Below are 21,239 nucleotides of genomic sequence, written 5' to 3'. Positions count from 1 at the left end.
TCAATCCTCCATTTTCGCGAGCAGGGCGCGCATACCTGGGCGTGCCATCATCTCGCTCGTGAGCGATTCCGCGAGCAGGGTTTTCCACTCGGGACCAAGTTCGGCGCGCTTTGCGTCACACCACGTTTTCAAGATCGCACGTGCTGCGAGGTCATCGGCCTTTGCCACAGGGGATGCGATGTCGCTCATGGCGCCACCGGCTGCGGCACGATCACCCCGTTGGCGTCGCGCTGTGTCGCTGGCTGGACAGGCGCCGTCTGCGGGATCGCGGGGTTCGGGCAGGTCTTCGGTTCACACTGGGGCGTCATGTCTTCAATTCCTTGGGACCGAAGTTCCTGAAGTACCTGCCCTTGTCGCGGTCGTTCGCCTCGACCTTGGCGGGCTTGTGCTTGCGTCCCGCCCCTTGTGGCGCATCACCGAGCGCTTGACGCATCGCCCGTTCTTCGGCGAGTTCCGCTTCGTGCTCGGCGCGGCGTTGGACATCGTGCATGATCTGGCTGGCCCGGCTCACGGCGCGACCCCAAGCGCTTCATGCTCCGGACACGCCAGAGCACGTTTCTTGTTGACGTACACGACCGACAGCCCGGTGGTTGCGATCGTCTTGGAGCAGGCAAAACACGTAAGCGCTTTCGTCGGCGCGCTCGACGCGGCGACGTTGCGAGGGTCCTTGAATCCGGGATTCTGTTGCCGCGCGTTGCTGTAAAAGATGCTCACTGTGCTCGTCCCTGTGCCGGCATCATTGACATGCAGAACGAGCGAAGCGCGGCGTCGAACACCGCTTGGTCATCGCTCAAATCAACGTCCGGATGCTCGTATCGAATTTTCTTGGCCACGAGCTCGCACAGTCCCGCTAGCGCCACCTTTATCTGGCGGTCGTACTCAGCGGTGACTGTGTCGCAAATGGCGGTCATGGTTCAGGCGACCTTCTTGGCGACCTGCTCGCCGGCGATGATCTTCTTCGCCGTGATCTGCGCACCGACGCCGGTAACGCCGCCCTTGGGACCGACGCCACCGAGCATGTCAGCGACGGCTGCAAGCGTTTGCTCAGCGCCCGTCACTTTGAGCGCCGGGGCCGTCGCACCCGCTTCAAACACGGGTCCCCGTGGCAGTGTGTGGGCATCCGGGGCGATCACCGAGGGCAGGGTGATCTGCTTCGGCGCGCGATCCATGTGTTTCGATCCGGTCGATGACGTGCCGACCTTCGTGTCCGCCCATGACTGAAGGTTCGCCATGTCCGTGGTCGACGGATGCTTGGTGTCGGTGAGGAAATCAGCGGCGACGCCTACCGGGATCTTCGCCCCTGTGGCAATCTGTTGTGCGCTCCACCCTGCTGCCAGGATCATCGCTCGCAATTCATGAGACATCATTTCGCACGTTTCCTTATTTCGGTGCAGTTGGTTTGAGCATCTTGGTCGGGTCGGTTTCGTTTGCCACAGGGGGGCATGACCGCGAGCGTCGGGCGCACTTCATCGAGATAAACCGGCGACCCGTCGGCGTATGTGGCGCCCTCGATCTCGACGCGTGGGATCGTTGGCATGCTGGCGTCGAGCACGGCTTGCACTTGAGCCGAATCCAGCCCGTCATAGTTGCCGCCGTAACCGTCGAGCGTTGGTTGAAATTGCGACGATCCGGCACGCCATGGATCGAGCGACACGCCGACGCCTTCGTCCGCCGAGCGCACGTTGGCGTGAGCAGGGTCTGCGTGGGTCAGTTTCATTTGCGTTCATCCAAGATGGCTTCGATCCCGCGCAGCGTGGCGACGCTTGACGGGAACCGCCCCTGAGCGACAAGGTTGATGTCATGCACCGACACCAAAAGGCGGTTCGCCATCTCGGCGCGTTGACGTGCGTCCAATGCGGCAACGGCGATCTGGGTGTGGGGGTTCAGGGTCATGAATTCACCAGCGCCGACGAGCGGCCCACGTAAGAGGTTCCGACATAACGCCAGCCGGGCTTGATGGTCGGCATTGCCACGAGACGCGGATCAGCGGGCGGCCAGATCGGTGCCGACAGGTTCAACTGTGCACCCGTCACCCTGTCGTGGGTCGTTGACGGGCAATCGCAGGAACGGTCCGCCATCACGCCTCTCCCTTCATGACCGAGATCCAATGCTTGAATTGAACGGCGCGCTCTTCACGACGCTTGGTGAACTCGGCGAGCGACAGGTCGGGTGCGGCAGCTGGTGCGATGCGCTCGGCCGACTTGACCAGCGCGCCGGGGCAGCACGGCAGCGAGACAAGGCTGACTTCGAAAAGGCGCCCCTTGCGCACATGCGCAACAGCATCGCGACCGAGACCCTTGATCTCGTGATCCTGCACCGAAAATTGAATGCTGAACGCCGGCTGGTTCGCGTGCTTGTCGTCCGCTTCACAGATGATCGCCAACCCTGTGGCATCCCATGCGAGCGACAGGATGCGACCTGCTTTCACCTTGGGGTCATGTTCGAGCAACAGCGGCGGGATGCCCTGCCAGGATAGCGAACCAAGCTCGATCAGATGGGACGCGTTGTCCCTGACCGGCAGGCTGCAATATCCTTTGAGCAGGTGCGCCATATCAGCGATTCCACGCTGCTTTCGAATACGCCTTGGCACGCGCTTCATCGAAGGTGCTATCGCCGGTCGGTGACGCTGCCTGCGCACGGGCGAGATCGGCCTTGAACTTCGCCGACTTCTGAATCTGGTCGGTGCTTGCTTCGAGCGCATCCGCGGCGACTTGCGAGGGATCGCGATCGTGGGTGTAAGGGGAGATGCTCATGGGATCGTCCTTTCGAATTCGTGGGGAGCGGCTCGCATCCAGTGATCGCCGCTCCCCTTGACTGCGCTCAGCCGAGCGACCGGCGAGCGCGAGTTGGTTATGCCTTCAACAGCGCGCGAAGACCGCGCATCTGCGTTGGATCGATCGGCAATCGCCCGCCGTGCAGCACGAGACCTGCGCTGATCCCCATGCTTTCCATGATCTCGGGAGGGATCGGCACGGGTTCGAAGATCGAGCGCTGCACCACGATCGGGGCGCGCGTCTGCTTGGGTTTGAAGGCGAGGAGTTTGGCGGTCATGAACTTGTCCTTTCATGTGATCAAGGCGGTCGCTCGGCGCCGGGTATCGATGCTGGACAAGAGCATCGTTTGCAAAACCCATATTGTGAGCGACCGCACCCCCAACCAGTGGGGGAACTGTGAATAGATGTGCCACACTACGGGCGGTTGAATTCATGGTGGTCGCCGTCCTGTCCTTGGCGAGTTCGTAACGTTGCTGTTAGTCAGACAGCGCGTTATTGATGACGATCGCACAGCGCGCAAACAACGTCACTACAACCAATCGCGAATACTGTTGACGCACCGCGTTTTACATGCGATTGATGCGACGTGTCGGCGGGGCGACGATGATTACCCGTGCTCACGGACCGATTGGTTCGCCTCGCCGGCATATTGAGCAAAGGATTTACGCCATGCCCTTCATCCTGACTTTGGACGCAACCCGTACCAAACCTCTTGCGTCCCTCACTGACGAGCAGGCGGAATTCAAATGGCAGATCATCATCCGCAACCTGTCCGAGGATGAGGAATGGCGCGCCCGCAAAGCGCAGCGCGAGTACGAAGCGAAACAGATCGCCGACCACCTCGCCAAGCGCCACGAGTATTTCATCAAGAGTGCCGGCGCGAAGAACGATGGTTTGACCGTCGCCGAAGCAAAGAAGTACGTCCGCTCGCGCGCGGCGTCATGCCTGCGCCAAGCGTTCGAAGTCCTAGAGGAAGTTCTCACCAACAGCCCGAAGATCGCCGACAAGCTCGATGTCGCCAATGAGATCATCAAGCGCGCCGTCGGTCCCGCAGCGGTTCCGAACTCGATCGGCGACGCCACGGGGTTGACCGAACTTGCACCGACCGAGGCGATCGATACCGTCTTGAAAGCCTACGCTGCCGGCGAGTGCGACGAGAATTTTGTTAAGACCCTGCTCGGCTTGCTCGGCGCCAAGGTCAACGGGTTGAAGCTCGAACAAGCAGGCGCAAAGAAGTCGGCGGACAAAGTCAGCAACCCGATTGGTCGCCCGCCGTCTGGCAAGGTGGTCTAACCCCTGTGGCACGTGACATGCATTCAGTTGCCACAGGGGAGATTGCCGCGTGATTGCCGGCTGGAACACTCTCACCAATGATGCGGCGACGAATCGCACGTTGCGCACGCTTCGCGAGACGGTCGGAACCGGCGGTTCATGGAACGGGAAACTCGTCCTGTCGAAGAAATACTTGCAGCTGTTCCGCCCCGGCTTCACGCATAAAGCTGTCTGGGGTGGTCGCGTCACTGCCAAGACGACCTCAATCGCCCTCTACATCATGCTTCGAATGGACGCGGCGTACACGGTCGTTGCCGGCCTTCGTAAGCGGCAGGTGTCAATCAAACACACCAGCTACAAAGCGCTGCAACGCGCCGCGCGAATGCTCGGCATAGCGCATCGCTTCGAGTTTCTGCGCGACGAGATACGGCACAAGGGCAACGGCTCTAGTGCCTTCTTTCGCGGTCTTGAACATGACAGTGACGAGAACACGCGCGGTCTCGACGGTGTTGATATCTTCTGGCTCGATGAAGCGCGCAACGTCGCATATCGCGATTTGATGAACCTGGTGCGCGTCATTCGCGAACGCGGGTCCGAACTAATCTGCTCGTGGAACCCGCTCGATCCCGAGGACGCGGTTGAGAAGCTTTATCGCGGTTTGAACCCGCCGAAGAACACGCTGCTGCTCGACACGTCGCACGATGACAACCCGCTGTTCTATGCGTCGCCTGCCGCCGATGAGTATTGGCGCCTGCTCGCCGAAGATCCGGTGATGCACGCTCACGTCTACGGCGGTGGATACGACATCCACAAGGGCGAGCGCATCTACACCGAGTTCAAGGTCGGTATCGTTCCCGAACGGTATCTTGACGGTGCGACGGCGCATATTGGACTTGACCTTGGCTACGTGGACGATCCGACGGTCGCCAGCAAGACCTGGGTCAATGAGCGGTTCGGTCTGATCTACCCTGAGAGGGAAGCGGTCGGTTACGGCGAGGACGTTGAAGGCATCCACGACCTGCTTATGCACGTCTCAGGCGGCGACCAGTCGATCCCTGTGATCTGCGACAACTCGGAACAGCGAACGACCGACGCTTTGCGGGCACTTGGCTGGATCATTATCGTGACCAAGAAGGGTCCCGGTTCGGTGGTCGAAGGCATCCGCGAGGTCAACGGTTTCCCGAACAAGTATATTCATCCCGACTGCACCGAAGGCATTGAAGAGACCAAACACTACAAATGGAAAGTCGACCGACAGGGCAACCGCCTCATGATCCCGCGCAAGGGACATGACCACTTCTGGGATTCGGTGCGCTACGCGGTATGCGGTCGTGATCGCGTCTCAGGAGACAATGACGATATGCCGTTGCGGATCAGGGGTTGGTGATATGGCTTGGCTGCGAATGGTCGATACCGATGGCGAAGAACTTGACGTTCCCGCACGTGTCAGCGGCGACAGCTCGGACGGGTTGGAGGTGACGATTATCATCTGCGACACTGGTCAATTCATTGATGGCGATTCCGAGGAGCTTCGGTTTATTGGAGCACCGGCGCCGCCCGTCATTGAGCGAATGACGATTGACACAGACGAGGCGGTTGAGACGAGCACGGTTGCCACAGGGGGCGATCTGCGACCGGCCGGCACCGACGCCGAAGCCTTGGCGCTCATTGAAGCGTTTCGCGCCGAACGGATCAAACTCGCGCCGATCGCGCCAGAGCCGTTCATCGACCCGGATCAACGTCCGAAACCTAAATTCATCCTGTCACTCAACAATTGGAAAGATTGACGCAATGTCCGCATGGGATCGTCTCGGCAATTGGATCGCCTCGCTTCGCAAAGATTCGAGCTGGCGACCTTGGTACGATGCAGAGACGTTGCGCGTCCAATGCAACCTGGCACGCCTTTACATCATGCGCTGCGCGCGTGGCGATCGTGAGGACGCCCAGGCGGCATCGGCAGGTTTGAAGATCCCGCGACGCAAGCACAACATGCCGAAGCTTCAGTACTGTCTCGAACTGCTTTACGGCGAGAGCGAGGGTCAACGGCGGTACGAAGCGATGACCGCACCCGGACAACCAGCCGCCGAAGCCGATCATCGGCGCTGGTGATCGATGACGTTCCGACCCAAGAGCGGCGGCGGTTACAATCTCCAGTGCAAGCAATGCGCCGGATCATTCAACCGAACCCGGGTCCGATGGTATTGCTGCCGAGCGTGCAAGCTGGCGGCCGCTGATCGCCGACACATGGCGAAGTTGATCTCCGCCGGGTATGCGCCACAGTCCCGCCCTGCACCCATGTTCTGAAACGACGAAACCCCCGCACTGTTGATGCGGGGGTTGGTATCATGACTTGCGACGCCAGTTTGCAAGCGGTGACGGACGGGTGTCATCCCAAGCGTCCTTGTCACCGGCTTCGTGACGCTTGATCCGCTCCTGGCGATCCTTATCATGCTCGCGCAGCGTGGCGCGCAATGCTTCGAGATTGAAAGTCATGGTATGATCCTTCATATGGTGAGAGAACCGGGATGCATCGCTGCACCCCGGCGTTGGTATCGCTTACGCGAGATCCGCCATGGTATCGAGCTTGTTCAACCTGCGGGTCATCCGCTGGCTGCGCTCGAACTCGGCGCGCTCCTTAGGGGTCGCTTTCGGCGTCTCGATCTCGATGGTACCGACGTATTCAGATACGTTGATCTTGGTCATTCACACGTTCCTAGCTAGGTTCAAAGATCGCGACCGGGTCATCCCGCTCGCAGCAGATCGGTTGCTTCGCTCCCGTCTGATGTCCGAGAATCCCATCCCTGAGCGGCGGTGGCAAATCTGCCCAAAGGGTGCGACATTCGGGCGCACGTGGCGCGCAACCAATTGATTTTATTGCACAATTTGCGACGCTGATTTGGTAGATTTATGCCTACTAATATTCCGGCGTGCTAGGATGCATTAATCCGAAGATTGCGGGTTGGACGCTGGGTTAAAGATTTAATCGCATCCTGGTATCCCATTGCTTTAGTTGCGTAATTCGTTACGGGTTATCATGTTCACGAGAGCTGATGATTCGGCTATTTTCGGCTGGTCCATCGACTATCATCTGTTGACCCCCCACATTCGCTTCTGATTTGAGTAGGCAGGTAGAAAGAGTTCCAAAGAAATGGCCCAGCGCGCATTCAACCTGCCCAACATGCTCACATACGTCCGCATCCTAGCGGTGCCGCTGGTTGTGCTGTGTTTTTTTCTCGAAGGCCATCTGAAGTCGAGCGACTTCGCCCGCTGGTCGGCGCTGGTCATTTTCCTGCTCGCCTCGATCACCGATTATTTCGACGGCTATCTGGCGCGCGCCTGGCAGCAGACTTCGAATATCGGCAAGATGCTCGATCCGATCGCCGACAAGTTGCTGGTCGCCACATGCCTGCTGCTGCTGGCGGCCGATACCGATAGGCATGCCGGCATCGCCGGCTGGTCGCTGTGGGCGGCAATCATCATCCTGTGCCGCGAGATCCTGGTCTCGGGCCTGCGCGAATATCTGGCGGCGCTGAAGGTCTCGGTACCGGTGACGCAACTGGCGAAGTGGAAGACCACCATCCAGATGATCGCCATCGCCTTCCTGCTCGCCGGACCTGCCGGCGACAAGATCTTCCCGCTGACCACGCAGGTCGGGCTGGTGCTGTTGTGGATCGCCGCGCTGGTGACGCTTTACACCGGCTACGACTATTTCCGCGCCGGCCTCAAGCACATCATGGATGAGTAGCATGTCGACGAGGCTCATCTATTTCGCCTGGGTGCGCGAGCGGATCGGCAAGCCGCAAGAGGACGTCGAATTGCCCGCCGGCATCGAGACGGTGGCCGACCTGCTGCGCTGGCTGAAATCGCGCGGCGAGGAGTACGAGCACGCGCTGCAATATCCTGACGTGATCCGCGTCGCCATCAACCAGGAACATGTCGAGCACCGCGAGAAGATATCAGGCGCGCGCGAGATCGCGCTGTTCCCGCCGATGACGGGTGGCTGAAATGCCCGGCGCGGTGGTGCCGACGGTGCGCATCCAGGCGGAGGATTTCGATGTCGCCGCCGAGATCGCCAAGATGACGCAAGGCCGCGCCGACATCGGCGCCGTGGTTACTTTCTCGGGTCTCTGCCGCGACGAGGCAGGCAGGCTCGCGACACTCGAGCTCGAACATTATCCCGGCATGGCCGAGGCCGAGATCGGCCGCATCGCCACCGAGGCGGTCCACCGCTGGCCGCTGCAGGGGCTCACCGCCATCCATCGCCACGGCAGGATCGCGCCCGGTGAGAACATCGTGCTGGTGGTCGCTGCCTCCGCGCATCGGCAGGCGGCGTTCGAGGCGGCGAACTTCCTGATGGATTATCTCAAATCGCGCGCGCCGTTCTGGAAGAAGGAACATCACACCGACGGCTCGGCAGGCGGCTGGGTCGATGCCAAGGAGGCCGACGACGAGGCCGCCAGCCGCTGGAAGCAGGCCATGCCGAAACGAAATTGATGCTTCGCGTCACCGCTGGAGGGCGAGGTTCACATCAACCCCGATCACCCCTCGGCCTCCCATCAGCCTTGTCAGTGCCGATCCAGTGATCGAGCGCAATCCGGCCGGGTCCCCACGCCATGATGCCGAGCGCCATCGCCGCCCAGGTGATGTGCAGCGGCCAGCCGTCCGGCACGGTGAGTTGTATGACCAGCGTCATCACGAGCAGGCCGAATGCCGCCAGTCGTGTCGCCAGGCCGAGAACGAGAAGAATTGGCAGCAGGATTTCCGCCGACCCTGAGACGAATGCCACCAGCCCAGGTGCTGGAAAATCGTAAGGGCCGCCGGGCAGATGCAGCTTGAGCTCCGAGCTGAAAAGCAGCACGGCGACCTCGTTCAACTGCAAAAAACCGTCCCATTTGTTAATGCCGGACCGCCAGAACGGGACGGCGAGCGCGCAGCGCAGGACGAGTTGCGTCAGCGACGGTGTGGCACTCGTGCGCAGCGCGGCATTCACCCTCTCGACGAGAGTGGCAGCCCCTCGCGGCTCGGCGCTGGCGTTCCATCCATGGTTCGTCATGCTCACCCTCCCTGGTCTGCCGCTGTGAAGGCGCCTGCTTGCAGCAGGCCGGCAATGTTGGCGGCAAGGTCGAATTCGGCAGTTTCCGCAAATGCTGCCGCGGCCGCCGCGCCGAGCGGCTCGCCCGCCATCAGACGATCCAGAAAAGCTGCGCCGCCGGGCGGCAGGTGGCGAACAAAGACTTCGAGCCCGGGCCGCGTGACCAGCGCATCTTCAGGGCCGTCCGCCTCGATCCGCCCGACAGGGCGGTCGCTCCGGTTTGCCGCAAAGATCGTCACGACCGGATAGCGCGAGCGCATCGCACGCGTTGCCGGGTGTGGCACGAACACGCTATCGGCCAGCCGTTCAGGCGGGATCGAGCCCAGTGCTACGCAAGCCAGCGGTTCCGCGTCGGCGGCATGATAGGCGTCGAGCCAGGCCCGCTCCAGGCGCGCCACGTCAGCCAGCCATGGCATCGGCCGCGCATAGTCGTAGCGCTCGATGAAGTCGGGAAAGTCGTGGCCGTATTCGAACAGAAGCGGCGAAGTGGGTGGCGTTTCGCGGATATGGAAGCGCGCCATCGCCCGAAAGAAGTCCGGGCCGGTGATGCGCAGCGTCGCTGGAAAGCTGGCGGCCAGCGCATCGATCAGGCTGACCGTGACGTTGTTGCGGTAGATGGCGTATCGTTTGACCGCTGCCTTGCCGTTCGGCCCCGAGACAGCGTCAGGCGGGACACGGTCAGGATCGAGCAAACCGGCGGTGAATGCCGCGGCATAGTCGAACCGGTGGCCAAGATCGCCCGACTGGAGTTCATCCTGCGGCATGGGCTTTTCCGAACACTTGGTGGCTGTCGGCGTGATGGTCGAGAATCGCTTGGGCGGCGGCGGCCTCCGCCTTGAGCACCGGCCAGTCGGGAATGGCGCTGTCCCACTCGATCAGCGTCGGCAGCGGTCCGCATCGGTCGATGACGATATCGAAGAGCTTCCAGACCGCGTCGGCGACCGGCCCGTCATGGCTGTCGATGAGCAGCAGGTCGCCCTCGTCATCCTCCTGCTCGGCGTGCCCGGCCAGATGGATTTCGCCGACATGATCGAGCGGGAAATCCGCGAGGTAGGAAAGGGCTGAATAGCCGTGATTGGTGGCCGAAACGAAGACATTGTTGACGTCGAGCAGCAGGCCGCAACCGGTGCGCTGCACCAGCGCGCCGATGAAATCCGTCTCGCTCATCGTCGATTCCGCGAAAAGGACGTAGGTCGAGGGGTTTTCGAGCAGGATCGGGCGGCCGATCGTCGCTTGCATTTCATCGATGTGATCCGCGACGCGCGAAACCGTTGCCGGCGTATAGGGCAGGGGAAGCAGGTCGTTGTAATAGGTGGTGTCGTGGGTCGACCAGGCGAGATGCTCGGAAACGAGCGCCGGCTCATAGCGGTCGACGAGCGCCTTGAAACGGCCGAGATGCACTTTGTCGAGCGGCCGCGGTCCGCCGATCGACATGCACACCCCGTGCAGCGAAACGGGATAGTCGCGGCGGATCTGGGTCAGCGCATCGTGCGGCGGACCGCCGGCGCCCATGTAGTTTTCGGCGTGGACCTCGAAGAAGCCGTCCTTTGGGCCGTCGCCGAGGATCGCGTGTAGATGCTCATGCTTGAAACTGGTGCCGGCAAGGCCGGCGACCGGAAGCGCCGGAAAGCGCGAGGTTTTCGATATGCGGGATGCCGGGGCCAGTCCGTTCATCTTCATCTCCGCTTTCCGGGCAGTTGCATTGCTTTACGACGGGATGTCGCGGGTCAGTTCCGTGGGCGAGCCCTTGCGGTCGCCGGGCAAGTCCATCGTCGTGCAGGTGCCGCCGTCGACGAACTTCCAGGCGTTGCCCTGGTAATCGACAGTCGAGGTGCCTTGGCAGGTGGTGCCCGGTCCTGCTGCGCAGTCGTTCTGCCCCTTCAGGGCGACGCCAAAGCACTTCTCCTTGCCGGCATCCATCGCCGCCTTGGCCTCTGCCTCGGACAGCGGCGCGGCCATCGCAAAAGAAGCAAGAGCCGTGGCAACGGCGCCGGCCAGGAAGGCCGCGCTCACGGTTGATCTTGTTGACATGATTTCACCTCCGATTGGATTGTTGCGCGCGCCATTCCTCAAGCGCGCATTGGTCAGTTCGGTCCGGAGGTTCCCTGCGTTACATCTTTTGGGAACACGACTTCGTGATCGCCAGGGGACTTGGCGTGAGCAATTATTTCGCCTGTCACGCCAAGGAGGCCGACCACAGGGCAACGAGCCGCCGGAAGGCACCGCCCTGTGAACAGCCCGTGTGGGCGCCACGGAACCACCGCAATCCTGCGAGACCTTCCGACCAGTTTGGCGCATTATGGGGAGCAGGATCATGCTGGGCAGGATCGCCGAGTTCTTCATCTTCGGTGTCGTCCGCTGGTCGTTGGTATACTGGTGGTGCCTGAGTTGTCCGTCGCCGCCGAGAAGACCCTGAAGGGCGAGGTGATGTATCGCGAGCGCATCGCTCTGCCGCCCAACGCCGTGCTTTCCGTGCAGCTTGCCGATGTCTCGCTGGCCGAAGCGACGGCCGCTCTCATCGGCGAGCGCAAGGTGGCGCCGGCCGGCCAGGTGCCGATCAAGTTCGAGATCAGCTTTGATCCCCAGGTGATCCGGCCCCATATGACCTATGCGCTGCAGGCGCGCATCACCGTCGACGACAGGCTGTTGTTCATCTCCGATATGCGCCACCAGGTCGATCCACTGAGCGACGCGCCGCAGACCATCATGCTGAAGATGGTGACGTCGAGCGAGCAGCCGGCGTCGGCCCCGGTGGTCGGGCAGATCTGGCTGATCGAGTATATCGACGGCATCGGTGTGATCGCCGAGCCGCAGGCGACGTTCAGGATCGACGAGGCCGGCAAGGCCGGCGGCAGCGGGCCTTGCAACGTCTACTTCGCCACCGCCAAAGTCGATGGTTCGACGATTGCCATCAGTGACATCGGTTCGACCTTCAAGGCCTGCGCGCCCGAGACTATGGCCGAGGAAAAGGCGCTGTTCGAGGCGCTGGCCAAGGCGGCATCGTATCACGTCGACGCCGGCAAGCTCATCATCGTCGACAAAGACGACCGCGTCATCCTGCGCTTCAACGCCGCGAGCTGATAACCGGTTTCGGTTTTTGAGCATCATGCGCAGTTGGCGGGTGTCGGCGCCTGGCGTCCGGTGCCGGATCGCCGCAACGAAAAAGGCCGGCATTGCGCCGGCCTTTTGCATTTGACGTGGTGACTTATCGGCTCAGCCGACGATCTCGGTGTCCGAGAACCAGTATTTGATCTCCTGCGCGGCGGTCTCCGGCGCGTCGGAGCCGTGCACGGAATTCTCGCCGATCGACAGCGCGTGCAGCTTGCGGATGGTGCCTTCGGCGGCGTTGGCCGGGTTGGTGGCGCCCATCACGTCGCGATTTTTGGCAATGGCGTTCTCGCCTTCCAGCACCTGCACGACCGTTGGACCCGACGACATCGACTCGACCAGTTCGCCGAAGAACGGACGATCCTTGTGCACGGCGTAAAAACCTTCCGCCTCGCGGCGGCTCATCCACACCCGGCGCGAGGCGACGACGCGCAGGCCGGCTTCTTCGAGTATCTGGGTAATGGCGCCGGTGAGATTGCGCCGGGTTGCGTCCGGCTTGATCATGGAAAAGGTGCGTTCGAGCGCCATGGGGTCGTCCTTGTGATGGAGAGTGGAATTCACGGTGGCGGGCTCTATACAAGCCGCCCGCCGGCTTGCCAAGGGGCTGGCGCTAATGCATCTCGCGCCAAAGTGCGCAGCGATCTTGCGATAACGACATCCATAAAAACAAGAACTTAAGCGCGTCGCCGACGCGCTTTAACCGCCGCAAGCGTGTCGCCGTCAGCCAAAACCAATGTTGTCATAACTTCATCTCGATCGTCAGCTTGGCCGTGTCGCCAGCCCGAAGGCCTTCGCGGACCCGCACCGCCGTCTTGATCGGCAACAGCAGGCTGCCGGATTTCTTGTCGGGAAACAGCGATGTTCGCCATCTGGTCTGGCCGATGACGGCTTCCACGCCAAGCGAGCCCCAGGGCCGTGCCATCCCCGCCATTGCCGACTTGATCCGTGCCCCAAGCTCCGGCGGCAGCGTCACGAAATGCCAGCCGCCCTTGCCTGGATAGACCCAGATCTCGGCCTGCACGTCGTAGCGAAACATTTTTGCCCTTCCTTAGATCAAGGCCGTCACGGCTGGCTTTGCCATGGTGCCTTGTTGGCAACGCCGGCGATCGACGAAATCATCCTGATATCCATTCTTCCCTGCAAATGAGGATGGCAGCGTTGCCGTTGCACTACCGCCTTATCACCATCGAAGCGCGCCGGACTTCCCAGCCTTCTCGCTCCAGATCCGGCACGCTGTGGTTCTCGCAGGGGTAGCCGACGCAGAAGTAACCGATCAGCGTCCACTCCGGCGGCGCGTCCAGGATCGTCGCCATTTCGGCCGGGTCGAGGATCGAGACCCAGCCCATGCCTATTCCTTCGGCGCGCGCCGCCAGCCAAAAAGTATGGATCGCCATCACCGCCGAATATTCGATGGTCGCGGGCATGGTCAGGCGGCCGAGCCCATGTCCCTGTTGCGTCCCGCGGTCGGCAAAAACAGCGAATTGACAAGGCGCCTCGTTCAGTCCGGCAAGCTTCAGGCGCGCATAGAGCGCGGCGCGTTCGCCGCCGAACGATGCGAGCGCCTCCGCATTGCAGCGCTCGAAGCATGCCCTGACGGCGCCGCGGCACGCCGCACTCTCGACCACGACGAAACGCCAAGGCTGGCTCAGCCCGACCGAGGGCGCAATGCTGGCGACGTCAAGCAGCCGCTCCAGCGCGCCTTCGGGGAGCGGCGTCGGCCTGAATCGCCTGACATCCCGGCGCCACAGGAAGAGATTGGCCAGATCGGCACGAAAATCGTCCGGGAATTCCGGGTCTGAGGTCATGGTGTCTCTTTGCTAGGGGAGTAGGGGAGTAGGGGAGTAGGGGAGTAGGGGAGTAAGGGAGTTAGAAATATGGCACTAGGGGAGTAGGGCAGTAGGTATGCGCGCCGACGCTAACCTCGTTACTCCCTACTAACCTACTCCCTTACTCCCCTACTCCCCTACTCCCCTATGCAGCAGCCGCCGCCACCTTGCGGCCGAGCCCATCATGCAGGTCGAGGCAGCGCTCGAACCACTGCGCCACCACATCGCTGTCGTCGAGCAACCGGTAGGGTGAGGCGATGCGCGCCCATTGCAGCGCGCCGAAGACGATGTAGTCGGCAAACAGCGGTGATTGGCCGCCGATGAACGGCTGATAGGCAAGCATCGAGCGCAATGGTTCCAGCGAGGTACGGAAGGCACCAAGGCCGGCGTCCCGCGCCGCCACCACCTCTTCCAGTCTCTGGCCGAAGCGCTGCTCGCGGTTTTGGCGAAAATAGGCGGCGTTGGCCTCGTCCTGCATGGCGTGCAGGTCCATGATTGCCGCAGTGGTGACATAGGGGTGGATGGTCAGTTGCGACCAGTGTTCGATGAAGCGCGCCATCGCCTTGCCGCCGTCGCCGCAAAACAATGTCGGTCGCTCTGGATAGGCCTCGTCGAGATAGAGCGCGATGGCGAAAGAATCGGCGACCACCTTCTCGCCGTCGCGGATCACCGGAACGAGTTTTGAAACGCCGCCTTCAACGGTGGGCACTTCGAGAAAGCGTGTCGGCACGGTTGAGATATCGAGGCCCTTGTGGGCAATCGCCATCGTCGCCTTCCAGCAATGCGGGCTGAACGGACGGGCGCCATCGCGTCCGACGAGATCATAGAGCAGAATGGTCATTGGCGGCAGCTTCCCTGCGGTCTACTAGAGCGACGTTCGGGCCTTGCGGTAAGCACCCGATACGGGGTCTCGCGGGCCGGAGAAAACGATGAAACAGCACTTCATGATGTTTGCTGCCTACAATCAATGGGCCAATAGCCGCATCTACGATGCCGCCGCCGATCTCGACGAGGAAGATTTTCACCGCAACGTCGGGGTCTTCTTCGGCTCGATGATGGGCACGCTCAACCATGTCCTGACTGCCGATCGCATCTGGATGAGGCGCTTTACCGGCGAGGGCGACGCGCCGGCCAGGCTCGACACGATCCTGCACCGCGCCCTGCCGGGCTTGCGGCTGGCGCGCGAGGCCGAAGACAGAAGGATCATCGACTGGGTGGGGGCGTCAAGCGACAAGGCTTTGTCCGGCCGCTTCTCCTACATGACCGTCTCCGACATGCGCACCGTCTCGCAGCGATTGGCGCCGGCGCTTGATCATTTCTTCAATCACCAGACCCATCACCGCGGCCAGGCGCACGCGATCCTGACCATTCTCGGCCGGCCTTCGGTGCCGCTCGACCTGACGCTGTTCCAGCGCAGCGAAGAGGGCCGCGCCTACGCATGATTTGGGATCATCCGGATCGAATTGACAGGAAAACCCGTCGAAGGGGAACAGCAACTTCGACGGGCTATAGTATCAAAACAGGCCTGGCCAGTCAGGCGGCGTATCCGCCCTGGCCGCGGGCGATCGGCTTGACCGAGACTGCCGGCTGCGCCGAAGGCCAGAGAATGCCGGCCGCCGCCGCGAAGCTGATCAGGGCATCGCACGCCGCTTCGGGCGAGATCTCGCCGGCGCGTGCCGCCTCGCAGGCCTTCACCGCCGCGCCATAGCTCAGGCGTCGCCGCGATGGCGGGAACTCGGTCAGGAACTCATGCATGTCGAACAGCGAAGCGATCATGCGCTTATGGCCGGCGCCGACGGTTACGGCGACCGGGGTGAAAAATGTCTTATCGTGCATTCTGGCCTCTCGAATTGGGCGGAGGTGACGGGCGGACGCCGCTCTCCGACCGGGGGTAGGACGCCCAGAAACGCGGATTGCGGCATCAGGTTCCATGTTGCCGAAATTTGATTTTTCGCCACCAGGCTCCGTGGCATGAGCGTCGTGCCGAAGAGCGGCCTATTTCCACATGTCGCGCATGCGGGCGCCAAGGTCGACGCGCACTTGCGGCTGGCGGCGCGGATCATCCTTGGCCTGGACGCTCGCCCACGATGTCTGTTCGAAGGCGCCGAGGATCGAGGCCGGGATGAAGCGGGTGCGCGAGGCGTAAACATGGCGATCGCCGCGCGCCGCCTGGCCGTGGACGAAAAAGCGCTGCGGCATGACCAGGTGCAGGCCGTCCTTGGCCCGCGTCATCGCCACGTAGAGCAGGCGGCGCTCCTCGTCGATATCCTCCTTCGAGCCGACGGCGAGATCGATCGGGATGCAGCCGTCGACGGTGTTGAGCACGAAGACGTTCTTCCATTCCTGGCCCTTGGCCGAGTGGATGGTCGACAGGATCAGATAGTCCTCGTCGCGATGCGGCGGCCCAGCCTCGTCGCTGGTTGCATCCGGCGGATCGAGGGTCAGTTCGGTGAGGAAACGCTCGCGCGAGGCATAGCCCGAGGCGATCTGTTCGAGCTGCAGAATATCGGCCCGGCGTGTCGTCGCGTCCTCGTGGATGCGGTCGAGATGCGGCTCATACCAGAGCCTGACCTGTTCGAGGTCAACAGGCCATTTTCCCGACCCGGCGCGAAGCTGCGAGAACAGCGCGACGAAACCCGGCCAGTCGTCGGCGGCGCGTTGCGGCGGGCGGTAGCGCGCCAGCCCCATCGCTTCGTCGAGCGACGTCGCCATGGTGTCGACGATCTGCGAAGCCGCCGAAGGGCCGATGCCGGGCAAAAGCTGCAGCACGCGAAAGCCGGCGACGCGGTCGCGCGGGTTCTCGGCGAAGCGCAGCACCGCCAGCACGTCCTTGACATGGGCGGCGTCGAGGAACTTCAGCCCGCCGAACTTGACGAACGGGATGTTGCGGCGCGTCAGCTCGATCTCCAGCGGCCCGCTGTGGTGCGAAGCGCGAAACAGCACGGCCTGCGCCTTCAGCGCCGTGCCGGCCTCGCGCTCGGTCAGGATCGCCTGACAGACGTAACTCGCCTGCTCGGCCTCGTCGCGGACGCTGACCAGCATCGGCTTTTCCGTCGATTTGCGCTCCGACCACAGGTTCTTGGTAAAGCGCTCCGAGGCCTCGCCGATCACCGCATTGGCGGCGGTCAGGATGGTCTCGGTCGAGCGGTAGTTGCGCTCCAGCATGACGATCTCGGCCGGCCGGGCGAACTGTTTTGGAAAGTCGAGGATGTTGCGCACTTCCGCGGCGCGAAACGAATAGATCGACTGCGCATCGTCGCCGACCACCGTCAGCCCGGATCCGTCCGGCTTGAGCGCCGCGAGGATCGAGGCCTGCAGCCGGTTGGTGTCCTGGTATTCATCGACCAGCACATGGTCGAAACGCCCACCCAGATGCGCCGATATCTCCGGCTCGCCGGCCATCTGCGCCCAGTAGAGCAGCAGGTCGTCGTAATCGAGCACGTTCTGCGCCTGCTTGGCCTCGACATATCGGGCGAACAGCGCCTTGAGCTGTTCTGCCCACCCCGCGCACCAGGGGAACACCGAACCCAATACTTCGCCGAGCGGCGCCTGCGCGTTGACGGCACGCGAATAGATCGCCAGGCAGGTGCCCTTGGTCGGAAAACGGCCTTCGGTTTTCGAGAAGCCGAGTTCGTGCCTGGCGAGGTTCATCAGGTCGGCCGAATCCTCGCGGTCGTGGATGGTGAAGGCCGGATCGAGGCCGATCTCCAGCGCGTAGTCGCGCAGCAGCCTGGCGCCGATGCCGTGAAACGTGCCGGCCCAGGTGAGTGCATCGGTGATGACGGATGCATCGCGGCCGAGCACCTCGCCGGCGATGCGCTCGACGCGCTTGGCCAATTCCGATGCGGCGCGACGCGAAAACGTCATCAAAAGGATGCGCCTCGGGTCGGCGCCCCTGACGATCAGATGCGCGACGCGATGCGCCAGCGTGCTGGTCTTGCCGGAGCCGGCCCCGGCGATCACCAGCAGCGGCCCGGCGACCTTGCCGTCGCCATGCTCGACGGCAACGCACTGCTCGGCATTCAGCTTTGCGAGATAGGCAGGCCGGAAGGTCGAATCACGGGCAGCGAGGTTCATTGCCCATCAAGCATCGTTTCTGCTTTGTTCGCAACGCTTTCGTACGTGCGACCGATGCGTTCGATCCTGCTGGCGCCCGACCGACGAACCGAAACTAGCGCTGCGGCTCCACGCCCATCGCCGCTGACTGCCGCGGCAGCGACTTGTCGTCATCGGGAGGCGGCAGCAACAGCGGATCGAAGTCGTCGGGCACCTCGTCGACGATTTCCCTGACGATGCGGTAGGCCACATAGACGGCAGCCCCGGCTATGAGCAGACGGATCATGATTTTCTCCATTGGTGTGGACCAACCGAGGAGCCGGCGTTTTGTTCCCCCTCTCTCGTTTTGATCCCGGGCTCCAAAACGGGCCCAAGTTCTGCCCGAGCGTGCAACCAAATCGGCACCGTCTCGTTTGCCCGGTGACAGGAGGTTGCGATGAACAAACTCTCAATCTTGCTGGCCCCGACCTGGCTCGTTTTGGCCGCAGCGCTGGCTGTCGCGGCCTGCGACAACAACATTCCACCGACAAAGGCTCCAGGCGCCGATCAAAACCCGCAGGTCGACCCTGCGCCCAACGCGACACCAGGCGATGATCAACCCGCCGCGCCGCCGGCGCAGTGATGGAAGCCTGTAGGAAAGATGGCCGGCGCCGCTTGGGAGGGGAGCGATGACGCCGGCCAGGCGGGTATCAGGTCCGCCGCACACCTAGACATAGCTGAGTCTTGCCCTCGCGTCATGACGCGATAGCCGAAGACGACCGCCTTGCACCGGCAATTGACTGACAAATGCGCAGTTTTCGGCTGCGAGGAGCCGATGCTCGCCAGGCGCCACGCCATCGCAGCCGGTTCCCGGCCCAGCCCGGAGTCGTTTGATCGGCGAGGCCGGCGATCGGATCAAACGTCTTCTTTCTCCCGTCTTCTTTGTCCGCCCGCGGCACCAGGCAACCCGCCGCTGGCGGCCATTTTCATGCGTTATGCGGCCAACCGGCGCTCGAGGTCTTGCGAAGCGCTGACGTCCCGTGCAAAAGCGCGGCCATGCTGATCATCAACGACCTTTCGCTCCGCATGGCCGGACGCCTGCTTCTTGACCATGCCTCGCTGACCTTGCCGGCCGGCAGCAAGGCAGGGCTTGTCGGCCGCAACGGCACCGGCAAGACCACTTTGTTCAAGGCGATCACCGGCGACCTCGCCTCCGAGACCGGCTCGATCAGCCTGCCGAAGAACACGCGCATCGGCCAGGTGGCGCAGGAGGCTCCCGGCACCGAGGAGCCGCTGATCGAGATCGTGCTCAAGGCCGACCTCGAACGCTCCGCATTGCTCGATGAGGAATCGACGGCGACCGATCCGCACCGCATCGCCGACATCCACATGCGGCTCGCCGACATCGACGCCCATTCGGCCGAGTCGCGTGCCGCCACCATCCTCGCCGGCCTCGGCTTCGACGACGATGCCCAGCGGCGGCCGGCCTCGTCGTTCTCCGGCGGCTGGCGCATGCGCGTCGCACTCGCCGCGGTGCTGTTTGCCGAGCCCGATCTGCTGCTGCTCGACGAGCCGACCAACTATCTCGACCTCGAAGGCACGCTGTGGCTGGAAAACTACGTGTCGAAATATCCGCACACGGTGCTGCTGATCTCGCACGACCGCGACCTGCTCAACCGCGCCGTCAACTCGATCGTCCATCTCGACCAGAAGAAGCTGACCTTCTGGCGCGGCGGCTACGACCAGTTCGAGCGCCAATTCACCGAGCAGCGCGAATTGCAGGAGAAGGGCAGGGTCAAGCAGGAAGCCGCACGCAAGCATATGGAGTCCTTCGTCGAGCGCTTCCGCGCCAAGGCTTCCAAGGCGAGACAGGCGCAGTCGCGCATCAAGGCGCTGGAGAAGATGAAGCCGATCGCCGCGATTGTGAACGACAACGTGCGGCCGTTCTCCTTTCCCGAGCCGGTGAAGACGGTGGCCTCGCCGATCATTGCGCTCAACAACGTCAATGTCGGCTATGTCGAGGGTGAGCCGATCCTGAAGAAGATGACGCTGCGCATCGATGCCGACGACCGTATCGCGCTGCTCGGCGCCAACGGCAATGGCAAGTCGACCTTCGCCAAATTGCTGTCCGGCCGTCTGAAGCAGGAGACCGGCACCATGACGGTGGCGCCCGGCCTGAAGGTGGCGATCTTTGCCCAGCATCAGCTCGACGATCTCCGACCGAGTGAAAACGCCTATGAGCATGTCCGCCGGCTGATGCCGGAAGCACCGGAATCGAAGGTGCGCGGCCGTGTCGCCCAGTTCGGACTGACCACCGAAAAGATGAACACCGCCGCCAAGGACCTGTCGGGTGGCGAGAAGGCGCGGCTGTTGATGGGCCTGTCGGCGTTCGAGGGGCCAAACCTGTTCATCCTCGACGAACCGACCAACCATCTCGATATCGACAGCCGTGAATCGTTGATCCATGCGCTGAACGAGTTTCCCGGCGCCGTCATCCTGATCTCACACGACCGCCATCTGCTCGAGGCAACGGCCGACCGGCTGTGGCTGGTCAAGGACGGGACGGTCAATCCTTTTGACGGGGACCTCGATGATTACAAGACGCTGGTCACCGGCGTGGCCGGCGACCGCCGCGGCAAGCGCGAGGCCGAAAAGGCCTCGAAGGCCGACCGCCGCCGTGACGCGGCAGCGCGCCGCGCCGCCTTCGAGCCGCTGGCCAAGGAGATCCGCGCCACCGAAGCGCTGATGGACCGCATTCGGAAGCGCATCGACTTGATCGAGGACGAACTCGCCAATCCGGCGGTCTACGAAAAGGACCCGTCGACGGCGACACGGCTGGCCAAGGAACGCTCGCAACTGGCCCAGACACTGGCCGGCCATGAGGAAAAATGGCTGTCGATGTCGGCAGAGTACGAGGAAGGCACGGCGGAGTAGCGCGACGCCCCTCTGCCTTCTCCCCTTGTGGGAGAAGGTGGCCGCGAAGCGGTCGGATGAGGGGTGCTCCAGCTTGGCATCGCCGTATTCCGTCCAACACCCCTCATCCGTCTCGGCGCTGCGCGCCGATCCACCTTCTCCCACAAGGGTGTTTGGACCGGAGACATCGCGAACAGGTGTGCGAGGACATCGCGAACA

36 protein-coding genes are annotated in these 21,239 nt (G+C 62.6%); 11 read left to right on the top strand and 25 right to left on the bottom strand.

The features are described 5' to 3' along the window. The 12 genes from AC0L2B_RS07265 to AC0L2B_RS07210 all read right to left on the bottom strand — a co-directional run bounded on the left by AC0L2B_RS07265 (window position 1) and on the right by AC0L2B_RS07210 (window position 3,051). Window positions 1-189: a hypothetical protein gene (locus AC0L2B_RS07265; RefSeq protein WP_473744752.1), complete on the bottom strand. Its 189-nt coding sequence runs from the start codon at window positions 187-189 to the stop codon at window positions 1-3. Continuing rightward, complete coding sequence (locus AC0L2B_RS07260; protein WP_473744751.1) at window positions 186-308, bottom strand: hypothetical protein; 123 nt, start codon at window positions 306-308, stop codon at window positions 186-188. Before AC0L2B_RS07260 ends, AC0L2B_RS07265 begins: the two co-directional genes overlap by 4 nt. Continuing rightward, window positions 305-511 carry a hypothetical protein gene (locus tag AC0L2B_RS07255; RefSeq protein WP_473744750.1) on the bottom strand — a complete coding sequence of 69 codons (207 nt, stop codon included), beginning with the start codon at window positions 509-511 and terminating at the stop codon, window positions 305-307. Before AC0L2B_RS07255 ends, AC0L2B_RS07260 begins: the two co-directional genes overlap by 4 nt. Beyond that, the gene (locus tag AC0L2B_RS07250; protein ID WP_473744749.1) at window positions 508-714 is read right to left on the bottom strand and encodes a hypothetical protein; all 207 of its coding nucleotides are present in this window, start codon (window positions 712-714) and stop codon (window positions 508-510) included. Before AC0L2B_RS07250 ends, AC0L2B_RS07255 begins: the two co-directional genes overlap by 4 nt. Beyond that, window positions 711-911 (bottom strand): hypothetical protein, encoded by a 201-nt coding sequence (locus AC0L2B_RS07245; RefSeq protein WP_473744748.1) that lies wholly within the window; start codon window positions 909-911, stop codon window positions 711-713. The genes AC0L2B_RS07250 and AC0L2B_RS07245 overlap by 4 nt, the downstream gene beginning before the upstream one ends. Window positions 912-914: 3 nt before the next feature. Then, window positions 915-1,343, bottom strand: a complete 429-nt coding sequence (locus AC0L2B_RS07240) for a hypothetical protein (protein WP_473744747.1) — start codon at window positions 1,341-1,343, stop codon at window positions 915-917. Window positions 1,344-1,363: 20 nt separating this feature from the next. Further along, complete coding sequence (locus AC0L2B_RS07235; protein ID WP_473744746.1) at window positions 1,364-1,717, bottom strand: hypothetical protein; 354 nt, start codon at window positions 1,715-1,717, stop codon at window positions 1,364-1,366. Next, complete coding sequence (locus tag AC0L2B_RS07230; protein ID WP_473744745.1) at window positions 1,714-1,893, bottom strand: hypothetical protein; 180 nt, start codon at window positions 1,891-1,893, stop codon at window positions 1,714-1,716. The genes AC0L2B_RS07235 and AC0L2B_RS07230 overlap by 4 nt, the downstream gene beginning before the upstream one ends. Next, on the bottom strand, window positions 1,890-2,078 hold the full coding sequence (locus AC0L2B_RS07225; protein WP_473744744.1) for a hypothetical protein: 189 nt from the start codon (window positions 2,076-2,078) through the stop codon (window positions 1,890-1,892). The genes AC0L2B_RS07230 and AC0L2B_RS07225 overlap by 4 nt, the downstream gene beginning before the upstream one ends. Further along, entirely contained in the window at window positions 2,078-2,551 is a 474-nt protein-coding gene (locus AC0L2B_RS07220; RefSeq protein WP_473744743.1) for an HK97 family phage prohead protease, read from the bottom strand. Before AC0L2B_RS07220 ends, AC0L2B_RS07225 begins: the two co-directional genes overlap by 1 nt. Before the next feature lies 1 nt (window position 2,552). Further along, window positions 2,553-2,753, bottom strand: coding sequence for a hypothetical protein (locus AC0L2B_RS07215; protein WP_473744742.1), 201 nt, complete (start codon window positions 2,751-2,753; stop codon window positions 2,553-2,555). A 97-nt stretch (window positions 2,754-2,850) separates the two neighbouring features. After that, window positions 2,851-3,051, bottom strand: a complete 201-nt coding sequence (locus AC0L2B_RS07210; protein WP_473744741.1) for a hypothetical protein — start codon at window positions 3,049-3,051, stop codon at window positions 2,851-2,853. A gap of 392 nt (window positions 3,052-3,443) precedes the next feature. On the opposite strand from AC0L2B_RS07210, the gene AC0L2B_RS07205 reads away from it, so the two are divergent. Genes AC0L2B_RS07205 through AC0L2B_RS07190 form a run of 4 tightly spaced genes read left to right on the top strand, consistent with a single transcriptional unit; the run spans window position 3,444 to window position 6,155 of the window. Next, window positions 3,444-4,067 (top strand): hypothetical protein, encoded by a 624-nt coding sequence (locus AC0L2B_RS07205; protein ID WP_473744740.1) that lies wholly within the window; start codon window positions 3,444-3,446, stop codon window positions 4,065-4,067. A gap of 49 nt (window positions 4,068-4,116) precedes the next feature. Further along, entirely contained in the window at window positions 4,117-5,433 is a 1,317-nt protein-coding gene (locus tag AC0L2B_RS07200) for a PBSX family phage terminase large subunit (RefSeq protein ID WP_473744739.1), read from the top strand. Between the two features lie 16 nt (window positions 5,434-5,449). Further along, window positions 5,450-5,833 carry a hypothetical protein gene (locus AC0L2B_RS07195; protein WP_473744738.1) on the top strand — a complete coding sequence of 128 codons (384 nt, stop codon included), beginning with the start codon at window positions 5,450-5,452 and terminating at the stop codon, window positions 5,831-5,833. A 4-nt stretch (window positions 5,834-5,837) separates the two neighbouring features. Continuing rightward, window positions 5,838-6,155 (top strand): hypothetical protein, encoded by a 318-nt coding sequence (locus tag AC0L2B_RS07190; protein ID WP_473744737.1) that lies wholly within the window; start codon window positions 5,838-5,840, stop codon window positions 6,153-6,155. Window positions 6,156-6,389: 234 nt separating this feature from the next. Here AC0L2B_RS07190 and AC0L2B_RS07185 read toward each other — a convergent pair whose 3' ends face one another. Together AC0L2B_RS07185 and AC0L2B_RS07180 are read right to left on the bottom strand one after the other, a co-directional pair. Then, window positions 6,390-6,539, bottom strand: coding sequence for a hypothetical protein (locus AC0L2B_RS07185; RefSeq protein WP_473744736.1), 150 nt, complete (start codon window positions 6,537-6,539; stop codon window positions 6,390-6,392). A 63-nt stretch (window positions 6,540-6,602) separates the two neighbouring features. Beyond that, on the bottom strand, window positions 6,603-6,749 hold the full coding sequence (locus AC0L2B_RS07180) for a hypothetical protein (protein WP_473744735.1): 147 nt from the start codon (window positions 6,747-6,749) through the stop codon (window positions 6,603-6,605). A 445-nt stretch (window positions 6,750-7,194) separates the two neighbouring features. Between AC0L2B_RS07180 and pgsA the strand changes: the two genes are divergently transcribed. The 3 genes from pgsA to AC0L2B_RS07165 are packed head-to-tail and all read left to right on the top strand — an operon-like array spanning window position 7,195 to window position 8,540. Then, window positions 7,195-7,791, top strand: a complete 597-nt coding sequence (gene pgsA / locus AC0L2B_RS07175; RefSeq protein WP_027152639.1) for a CDP-diacylglycerol--glycerol-3-phosphate 3-phosphatidyltransferase — start codon at window positions 7,195-7,197, stop codon at window positions 7,789-7,791. Window position 7,792: 1 nt separating this feature from the next. Further along, window positions 7,793-8,050, top strand: coding sequence for a molybdopterin converting factor subunit 1 (moaD, locus tag AC0L2B_RS07170; RefSeq protein WP_023800670.1), 258 nt, complete (start codon window positions 7,793-7,795; stop codon window positions 8,048-8,050). 1 nt (window position 8,051) lies between these two features. Beyond that, window positions 8,052-8,540 carry a molybdenum cofactor biosynthesis protein MoaE gene (locus AC0L2B_RS07165; RefSeq protein WP_473744814.1) on the top strand — a complete coding sequence of 163 codons (489 nt, stop codon included), beginning with the start codon at window positions 8,052-8,054 and terminating at the stop codon, window positions 8,538-8,540. Window positions 8,541-8,574: 34 nt separating this feature from the next. On the opposite strand, the gene AC0L2B_RS07160 is transcribed toward AC0L2B_RS07165, so the two are convergent. From AC0L2B_RS07160 to AC0L2B_RS07145, 4 genes are read right to left on the bottom strand one after another with little or no spacing between them, the layout of a single operon-like run. Beyond that, window positions 8,575-9,099, bottom strand: a complete 525-nt coding sequence (locus AC0L2B_RS07160) for a DoxX family protein (protein WP_473744734.1) — start codon at window positions 9,097-9,099, stop codon at window positions 8,575-8,577. A gap of 2 nt (window positions 9,100-9,101) precedes the next feature. Beyond that, the gene (locus tag AC0L2B_RS07155; protein ID WP_473744733.1) at window positions 9,102-9,902 is read right to left on the bottom strand and encodes an HvfC/BufC N-terminal domain-containing protein; all 801 of its coding nucleotides are present in this window, start codon (window positions 9,900-9,902) and stop codon (window positions 9,102-9,104) included. Next, complete coding sequence (bufB, locus tag AC0L2B_RS07150) at window positions 9,889-10,818, bottom strand: MNIO family bufferin maturase (protein WP_473744732.1); 930 nt, start codon at window positions 10,816-10,818, stop codon at window positions 9,889-9,891. Before bufB ends, AC0L2B_RS07155 begins: the two co-directional genes overlap by 14 nt. 27 nt (window positions 10,819-10,845) lie before the next feature. Further along, window positions 10,846-11,169: a BufA1 family periplasmic bufferin-type metallophore gene (locus tag AC0L2B_RS07145; protein WP_473744731.1), complete on the bottom strand. Its 324-nt coding sequence runs from the start codon at window positions 11,167-11,169 to the stop codon at window positions 10,846-10,848. A gap of 348 nt (window positions 11,170-11,517) precedes the next feature. Here AC0L2B_RS07145 and AC0L2B_RS07140 point away from each other — a divergent pair, with 348 nt between their 5' ends. Beyond that, on the top strand, window positions 11,518-12,219 hold the full coding sequence (locus AC0L2B_RS07140) for a YbaY family lipoprotein (protein ID WP_473744730.1): 702 nt from the start codon (window positions 11,518-11,520) through the stop codon (window positions 12,217-12,219). A 132-nt stretch (window positions 12,220-12,351) separates the two neighbouring features. Here AC0L2B_RS07140 and ndk read toward each other — a convergent pair whose 3' ends face one another. The 4 genes from ndk to AC0L2B_RS07120 all read right to left on the bottom strand — a co-directional run bounded on the left by ndk (window position 12,352) and on the right by AC0L2B_RS07120 (window position 14,913). Next, on the bottom strand, window positions 12,352-12,774 hold the full coding sequence (gene ndk / locus AC0L2B_RS07135) for a nucleoside-diphosphate kinase (RefSeq protein ID WP_287064464.1): 423 nt from the start codon (window positions 12,772-12,774) through the stop codon (window positions 12,352-12,354). A 211-nt stretch (window positions 12,775-12,985) separates the two neighbouring features. After that, complete coding sequence (locus AC0L2B_RS07130) at window positions 12,986-13,282, bottom strand: DUF1905 domain-containing protein (protein WP_287306144.1); 297 nt, start codon at window positions 13,280-13,282, stop codon at window positions 12,986-12,988. A gap of 133 nt (window positions 13,283-13,415) precedes the next feature. After that, complete coding sequence (bluB, locus tag AC0L2B_RS07125) at window positions 13,416-14,051, bottom strand: 5,6-dimethylbenzimidazole synthase (RefSeq protein ID WP_473744729.1); 636 nt, start codon at window positions 14,049-14,051, stop codon at window positions 13,416-13,418. Between the two features lie 166 nt (window positions 14,052-14,217). Beyond that, the gene (locus AC0L2B_RS07120; RefSeq protein ID WP_473744728.1) at window positions 14,218-14,913 is read right to left on the bottom strand and encodes a glutathione S-transferase family protein; all 696 of its coding nucleotides are present in this window, start codon (window positions 14,911-14,913) and stop codon (window positions 14,218-14,220) included. 88 nt (window positions 14,914-15,001) lie between these two features. On the opposite strand from AC0L2B_RS07120, the gene AC0L2B_RS07115 reads away from it, so the two are divergent. Next, the gene (locus AC0L2B_RS07115; protein WP_287216671.1) at window positions 15,002-15,514 is read left to right on the top strand and encodes a DinB family protein; all 513 of its coding nucleotides are present in this window, start codon (window positions 15,002-15,004) and stop codon (window positions 15,512-15,514) included. A 91-nt stretch (window positions 15,515-15,605) separates the two neighbouring features. Here the strand turns inward: AC0L2B_RS07115 and AC0L2B_RS07110 are convergent, their stop codons facing one another. The 3 genes from AC0L2B_RS07110 to AC0L2B_RS07100 form a co-directional block, all read right to left on the bottom strand. Then, entirely contained in the window at window positions 15,606-15,908 is a 303-nt protein-coding gene (locus AC0L2B_RS07110; protein ID WP_287216670.1) for a DUF982 domain-containing protein, read from the bottom strand. A gap of 159 nt (window positions 15,909-16,067) precedes the next feature. After that, complete coding sequence (locus tag AC0L2B_RS07105) at window positions 16,068-18,149, bottom strand: ATP-dependent helicase (protein ID WP_473744727.1); 2,082 nt, start codon at window positions 18,147-18,149, stop codon at window positions 16,068-16,070. A gap of 94 nt (window positions 18,150-18,243) precedes the next feature. Next, complete coding sequence (locus AC0L2B_RS07100; protein WP_077375704.1) at window positions 18,244-18,414, bottom strand: hypothetical protein; 171 nt, start codon at window positions 18,412-18,414, stop codon at window positions 18,244-18,246. Window positions 18,415-18,564: 150 nt separating this feature from the next. Between AC0L2B_RS07100 and AC0L2B_RS07095 the strand changes: the two genes are divergently transcribed. Both AC0L2B_RS07095 and AC0L2B_RS07090 read left to right on the top strand, forming a co-directional pair. Continuing rightward, complete coding sequence (locus tag AC0L2B_RS07095; RefSeq protein WP_473611438.1) at window positions 18,565-18,750, top strand: hypothetical protein; 186 nt, start codon at window positions 18,565-18,567, stop codon at window positions 18,748-18,750. Window positions 18,751-19,163: 413 nt separating this feature from the next. Beyond that, entirely contained in the window at window positions 19,164-21,041 is a 1,878-nt protein-coding gene (locus tag AC0L2B_RS07090) for an ABC-F family ATP-binding cassette domain-containing protein (RefSeq protein ID WP_287241116.1), read from the top strand. Window positions 21,042-21,239: the final 198 nt, after the last annotated feature.

It is taken from the genome of Mesorhizobium sp. WSM4815 (assembly GCF_055811575.1).
Note: the sequence above shows the minus strand (reverse complement) of the source record. Positions and strands in the feature narration are given on the sequence as shown.

What these genes read in the sequence shown, in the direction of transcription:
- bluB (WP_473744729.1), bottom strand. Translation starts at nt 14,051, where the DNA reads ATGACCTCAGACCCGGAATTCCCGGACGATTTTCGTGCCGATCTGGCC.
- bufB (WP_473744732.1), bottom strand. Translation starts at nt 10,818, where the DNA reads ATGAAGATGAACGGACTGGCCCCGGCATCCCGCATATCGAAAACCTCG.
- AC0L2B_RS07265 (WP_473744752.1), bottom strand. Translation starts at nt 189, where the DNA reads ATGAGCGACATCGCATCCCCTGTGGCAAAGGCCGATGACCTCGCAGCA.
- AC0L2B_RS07115 (WP_287216671.1), top strand. Translation starts at nt 15,002, where the DNA reads ATGAAACAGCACTTCATGATGTTTGCTGCCTACAATCAATGGGCCAAT.
- AC0L2B_RS07100 (WP_077375704.1), bottom strand. Translation starts at nt 18,414, where the DNA reads ATGATCCGTCTGCTCATAGCCGGGGCTGCCGTCTATGTGGCCTACCGC.
- ndk (WP_287064464.1), bottom strand. Translation starts at nt 12,774, where the DNA reads ATGGCGCTCGAACGCACCTTTTCCATGATCAAGCCGGACGCAACCCGG.
- AC0L2B_RS07095 (WP_473611438.1), top strand. Translation starts at nt 18,565, where the DNA reads ATGAACAAACTCTCAATCTTGCTGGCCCCGACCTGGCTCGTTTTGGCC.
- pgsA (WP_027152639.1), top strand. Translation starts at nt 7,195, where the DNA reads ATGGCCCAGCGCGCATTCAACCTGCCCAACATGCTCACATACGTCCGC.
- AC0L2B_RS07130 (WP_287306144.1), bottom strand. Translation starts at nt 13,282, where the DNA reads ATGTTTCGCTACGACGTGCAGGCCGAGATCTGGGTCTATCCAGGCAAG.
- AC0L2B_RS07220 (WP_473744743.1), bottom strand. Translation starts at nt 2,551, where the DNA reads ATGGCGCACCTGCTCAAAGGATATTGCAGCCTGCCGGTCAGGGACAAC.
- AC0L2B_RS07225 (WP_473744744.1), bottom strand. Translation starts at nt 2,078, where the DNA reads ATGGCGGACCGTTCCTGCGATTGCCCGTCAACGACCCACGACAGGGTG.
- AC0L2B_RS07155 (WP_473744733.1), bottom strand. Translation starts at nt 9,902, where the DNA reads ATGCCGCAGGATGAACTCCAGTCGGGCGATCTTGGCCACCGGTTCGAC.
- AC0L2B_RS07120 (WP_473744728.1), bottom strand. Translation starts at nt 14,913, where the DNA reads ATGACCATTCTGCTCTATGATCTCGTCGGACGCGATGGCGCCCGTCCG.
- AC0L2B_RS07145 (WP_473744731.1), bottom strand. Translation starts at nt 11,169, where the DNA reads ATGTCAACAAGATCAACCGTGAGCGCGGCCTTCCTGGCCGGCGCCGTT.
- AC0L2B_RS07230 (WP_473744745.1), bottom strand. Translation starts at nt 1,893, where the DNA reads ATGACCCTGAACCCCCACACCCAGATCGCCGTTGCCGCATTGGACGCA.
- AC0L2B_RS07090 (WP_287241116.1), top strand. Translation starts at nt 19,164, where the DNA reads ATGCTGATCATCAACGACCTTTCGCTCCGCATGGCCGGACGCCTGCTT.
- AC0L2B_RS07180 (WP_473744735.1), bottom strand. Translation starts at nt 6,749, where the DNA reads ATGACCAAGATCAACGTATCTGAATACGTCGGTACCATCGAGATCGAG.
- AC0L2B_RS07205 (WP_473744740.1), top strand. Translation starts at nt 3,444, where the DNA reads ATGCCCTTCATCCTGACTTTGGACGCAACCCGTACCAAACCTCTTGCG.
- AC0L2B_RS07165 (WP_473744814.1), top strand. Translation starts at nt 8,052, where the DNA reads ATGCCCGGCGCGGTGGTGCCGACGGTGCGCATCCAGGCGGAGGATTTC.
- AC0L2B_RS07210 (WP_473744741.1), bottom strand. Translation starts at nt 3,051, where the DNA reads ATGACCGCCAAACTCCTCGCCTTCAAACCCAAGCAGACGCGCGCCCCG.
- AC0L2B_RS07105 (WP_473744727.1), bottom strand. Translation starts at nt 18,149, where the DNA reads ATGAACCTCGCTGCCCGTGATTCGACCTTCCGGCCTGCCTATCTCGCA.
- AC0L2B_RS07260 (WP_473744751.1), bottom strand. Translation starts at nt 308, where the DNA reads ATGACGCCCCAGTGTGAACCGAAGACCTGCCCGAACCCCGCGATCCCG.
- moaD (WP_023800670.1), top strand. Translation starts at nt 7,793, where the DNA reads ATGTCGACGAGGCTCATCTATTTCGCCTGGGTGCGCGAGCGGATCGGC.
- AC0L2B_RS07185 (WP_473744736.1), bottom strand. Translation starts at nt 6,539, where the DNA reads ATGACTTTCAATCTCGAAGCATTGCGCGCCACGCTGCGCGAGCATGAT.
- AC0L2B_RS07160 (WP_473744734.1), bottom strand. Translation starts at nt 9,099, where the DNA reads ATGACGAACCATGGATGGAACGCCAGCGCCGAGCCGCGAGGGGCTGCC.
- AC0L2B_RS07215 (WP_473744742.1), bottom strand. Translation starts at nt 2,753, where the DNA reads ATGAGCATCTCCCCTTACACCCACGATCGCGATCCCTCGCAAGTCGCC.
- AC0L2B_RS07235 (WP_473744746.1), bottom strand. Translation starts at nt 1,717, where the DNA reads ATGAAACTGACCCACGCAGACCCTGCTCACGCCAACGTGCGCTCGGCG.
- AC0L2B_RS07240 (WP_473744747.1), bottom strand. Translation starts at nt 1,343, where the DNA reads ATGATCCTGGCAGCAGGGTGGAGCGCACAACAGATTGCCACAGGGGCG.
- AC0L2B_RS07190 (WP_473744737.1), top strand. Translation starts at nt 5,838, where the DNA reads ATGTCCGCATGGGATCGTCTCGGCAATTGGATCGCCTCGCTTCGCAAA.
- AC0L2B_RS07195 (WP_473744738.1), top strand. Translation starts at nt 5,450, where the DNA reads ATGGTCGATACCGATGGCGAAGAACTTGACGTTCCCGCACGTGTCAGC.
- AC0L2B_RS07245 (WP_473744748.1), bottom strand. Translation starts at nt 911, where the DNA reads ATGACCGCCATTTGCGACACAGTCACCGCTGAGTACGACCGCCAGATA.
- AC0L2B_RS07110 (WP_287216670.1), bottom strand. Translation starts at nt 15,908, where the DNA reads ATGCACGATAAGACATTTTTCACCCCGGTCGCCGTAACCGTCGGCGCC.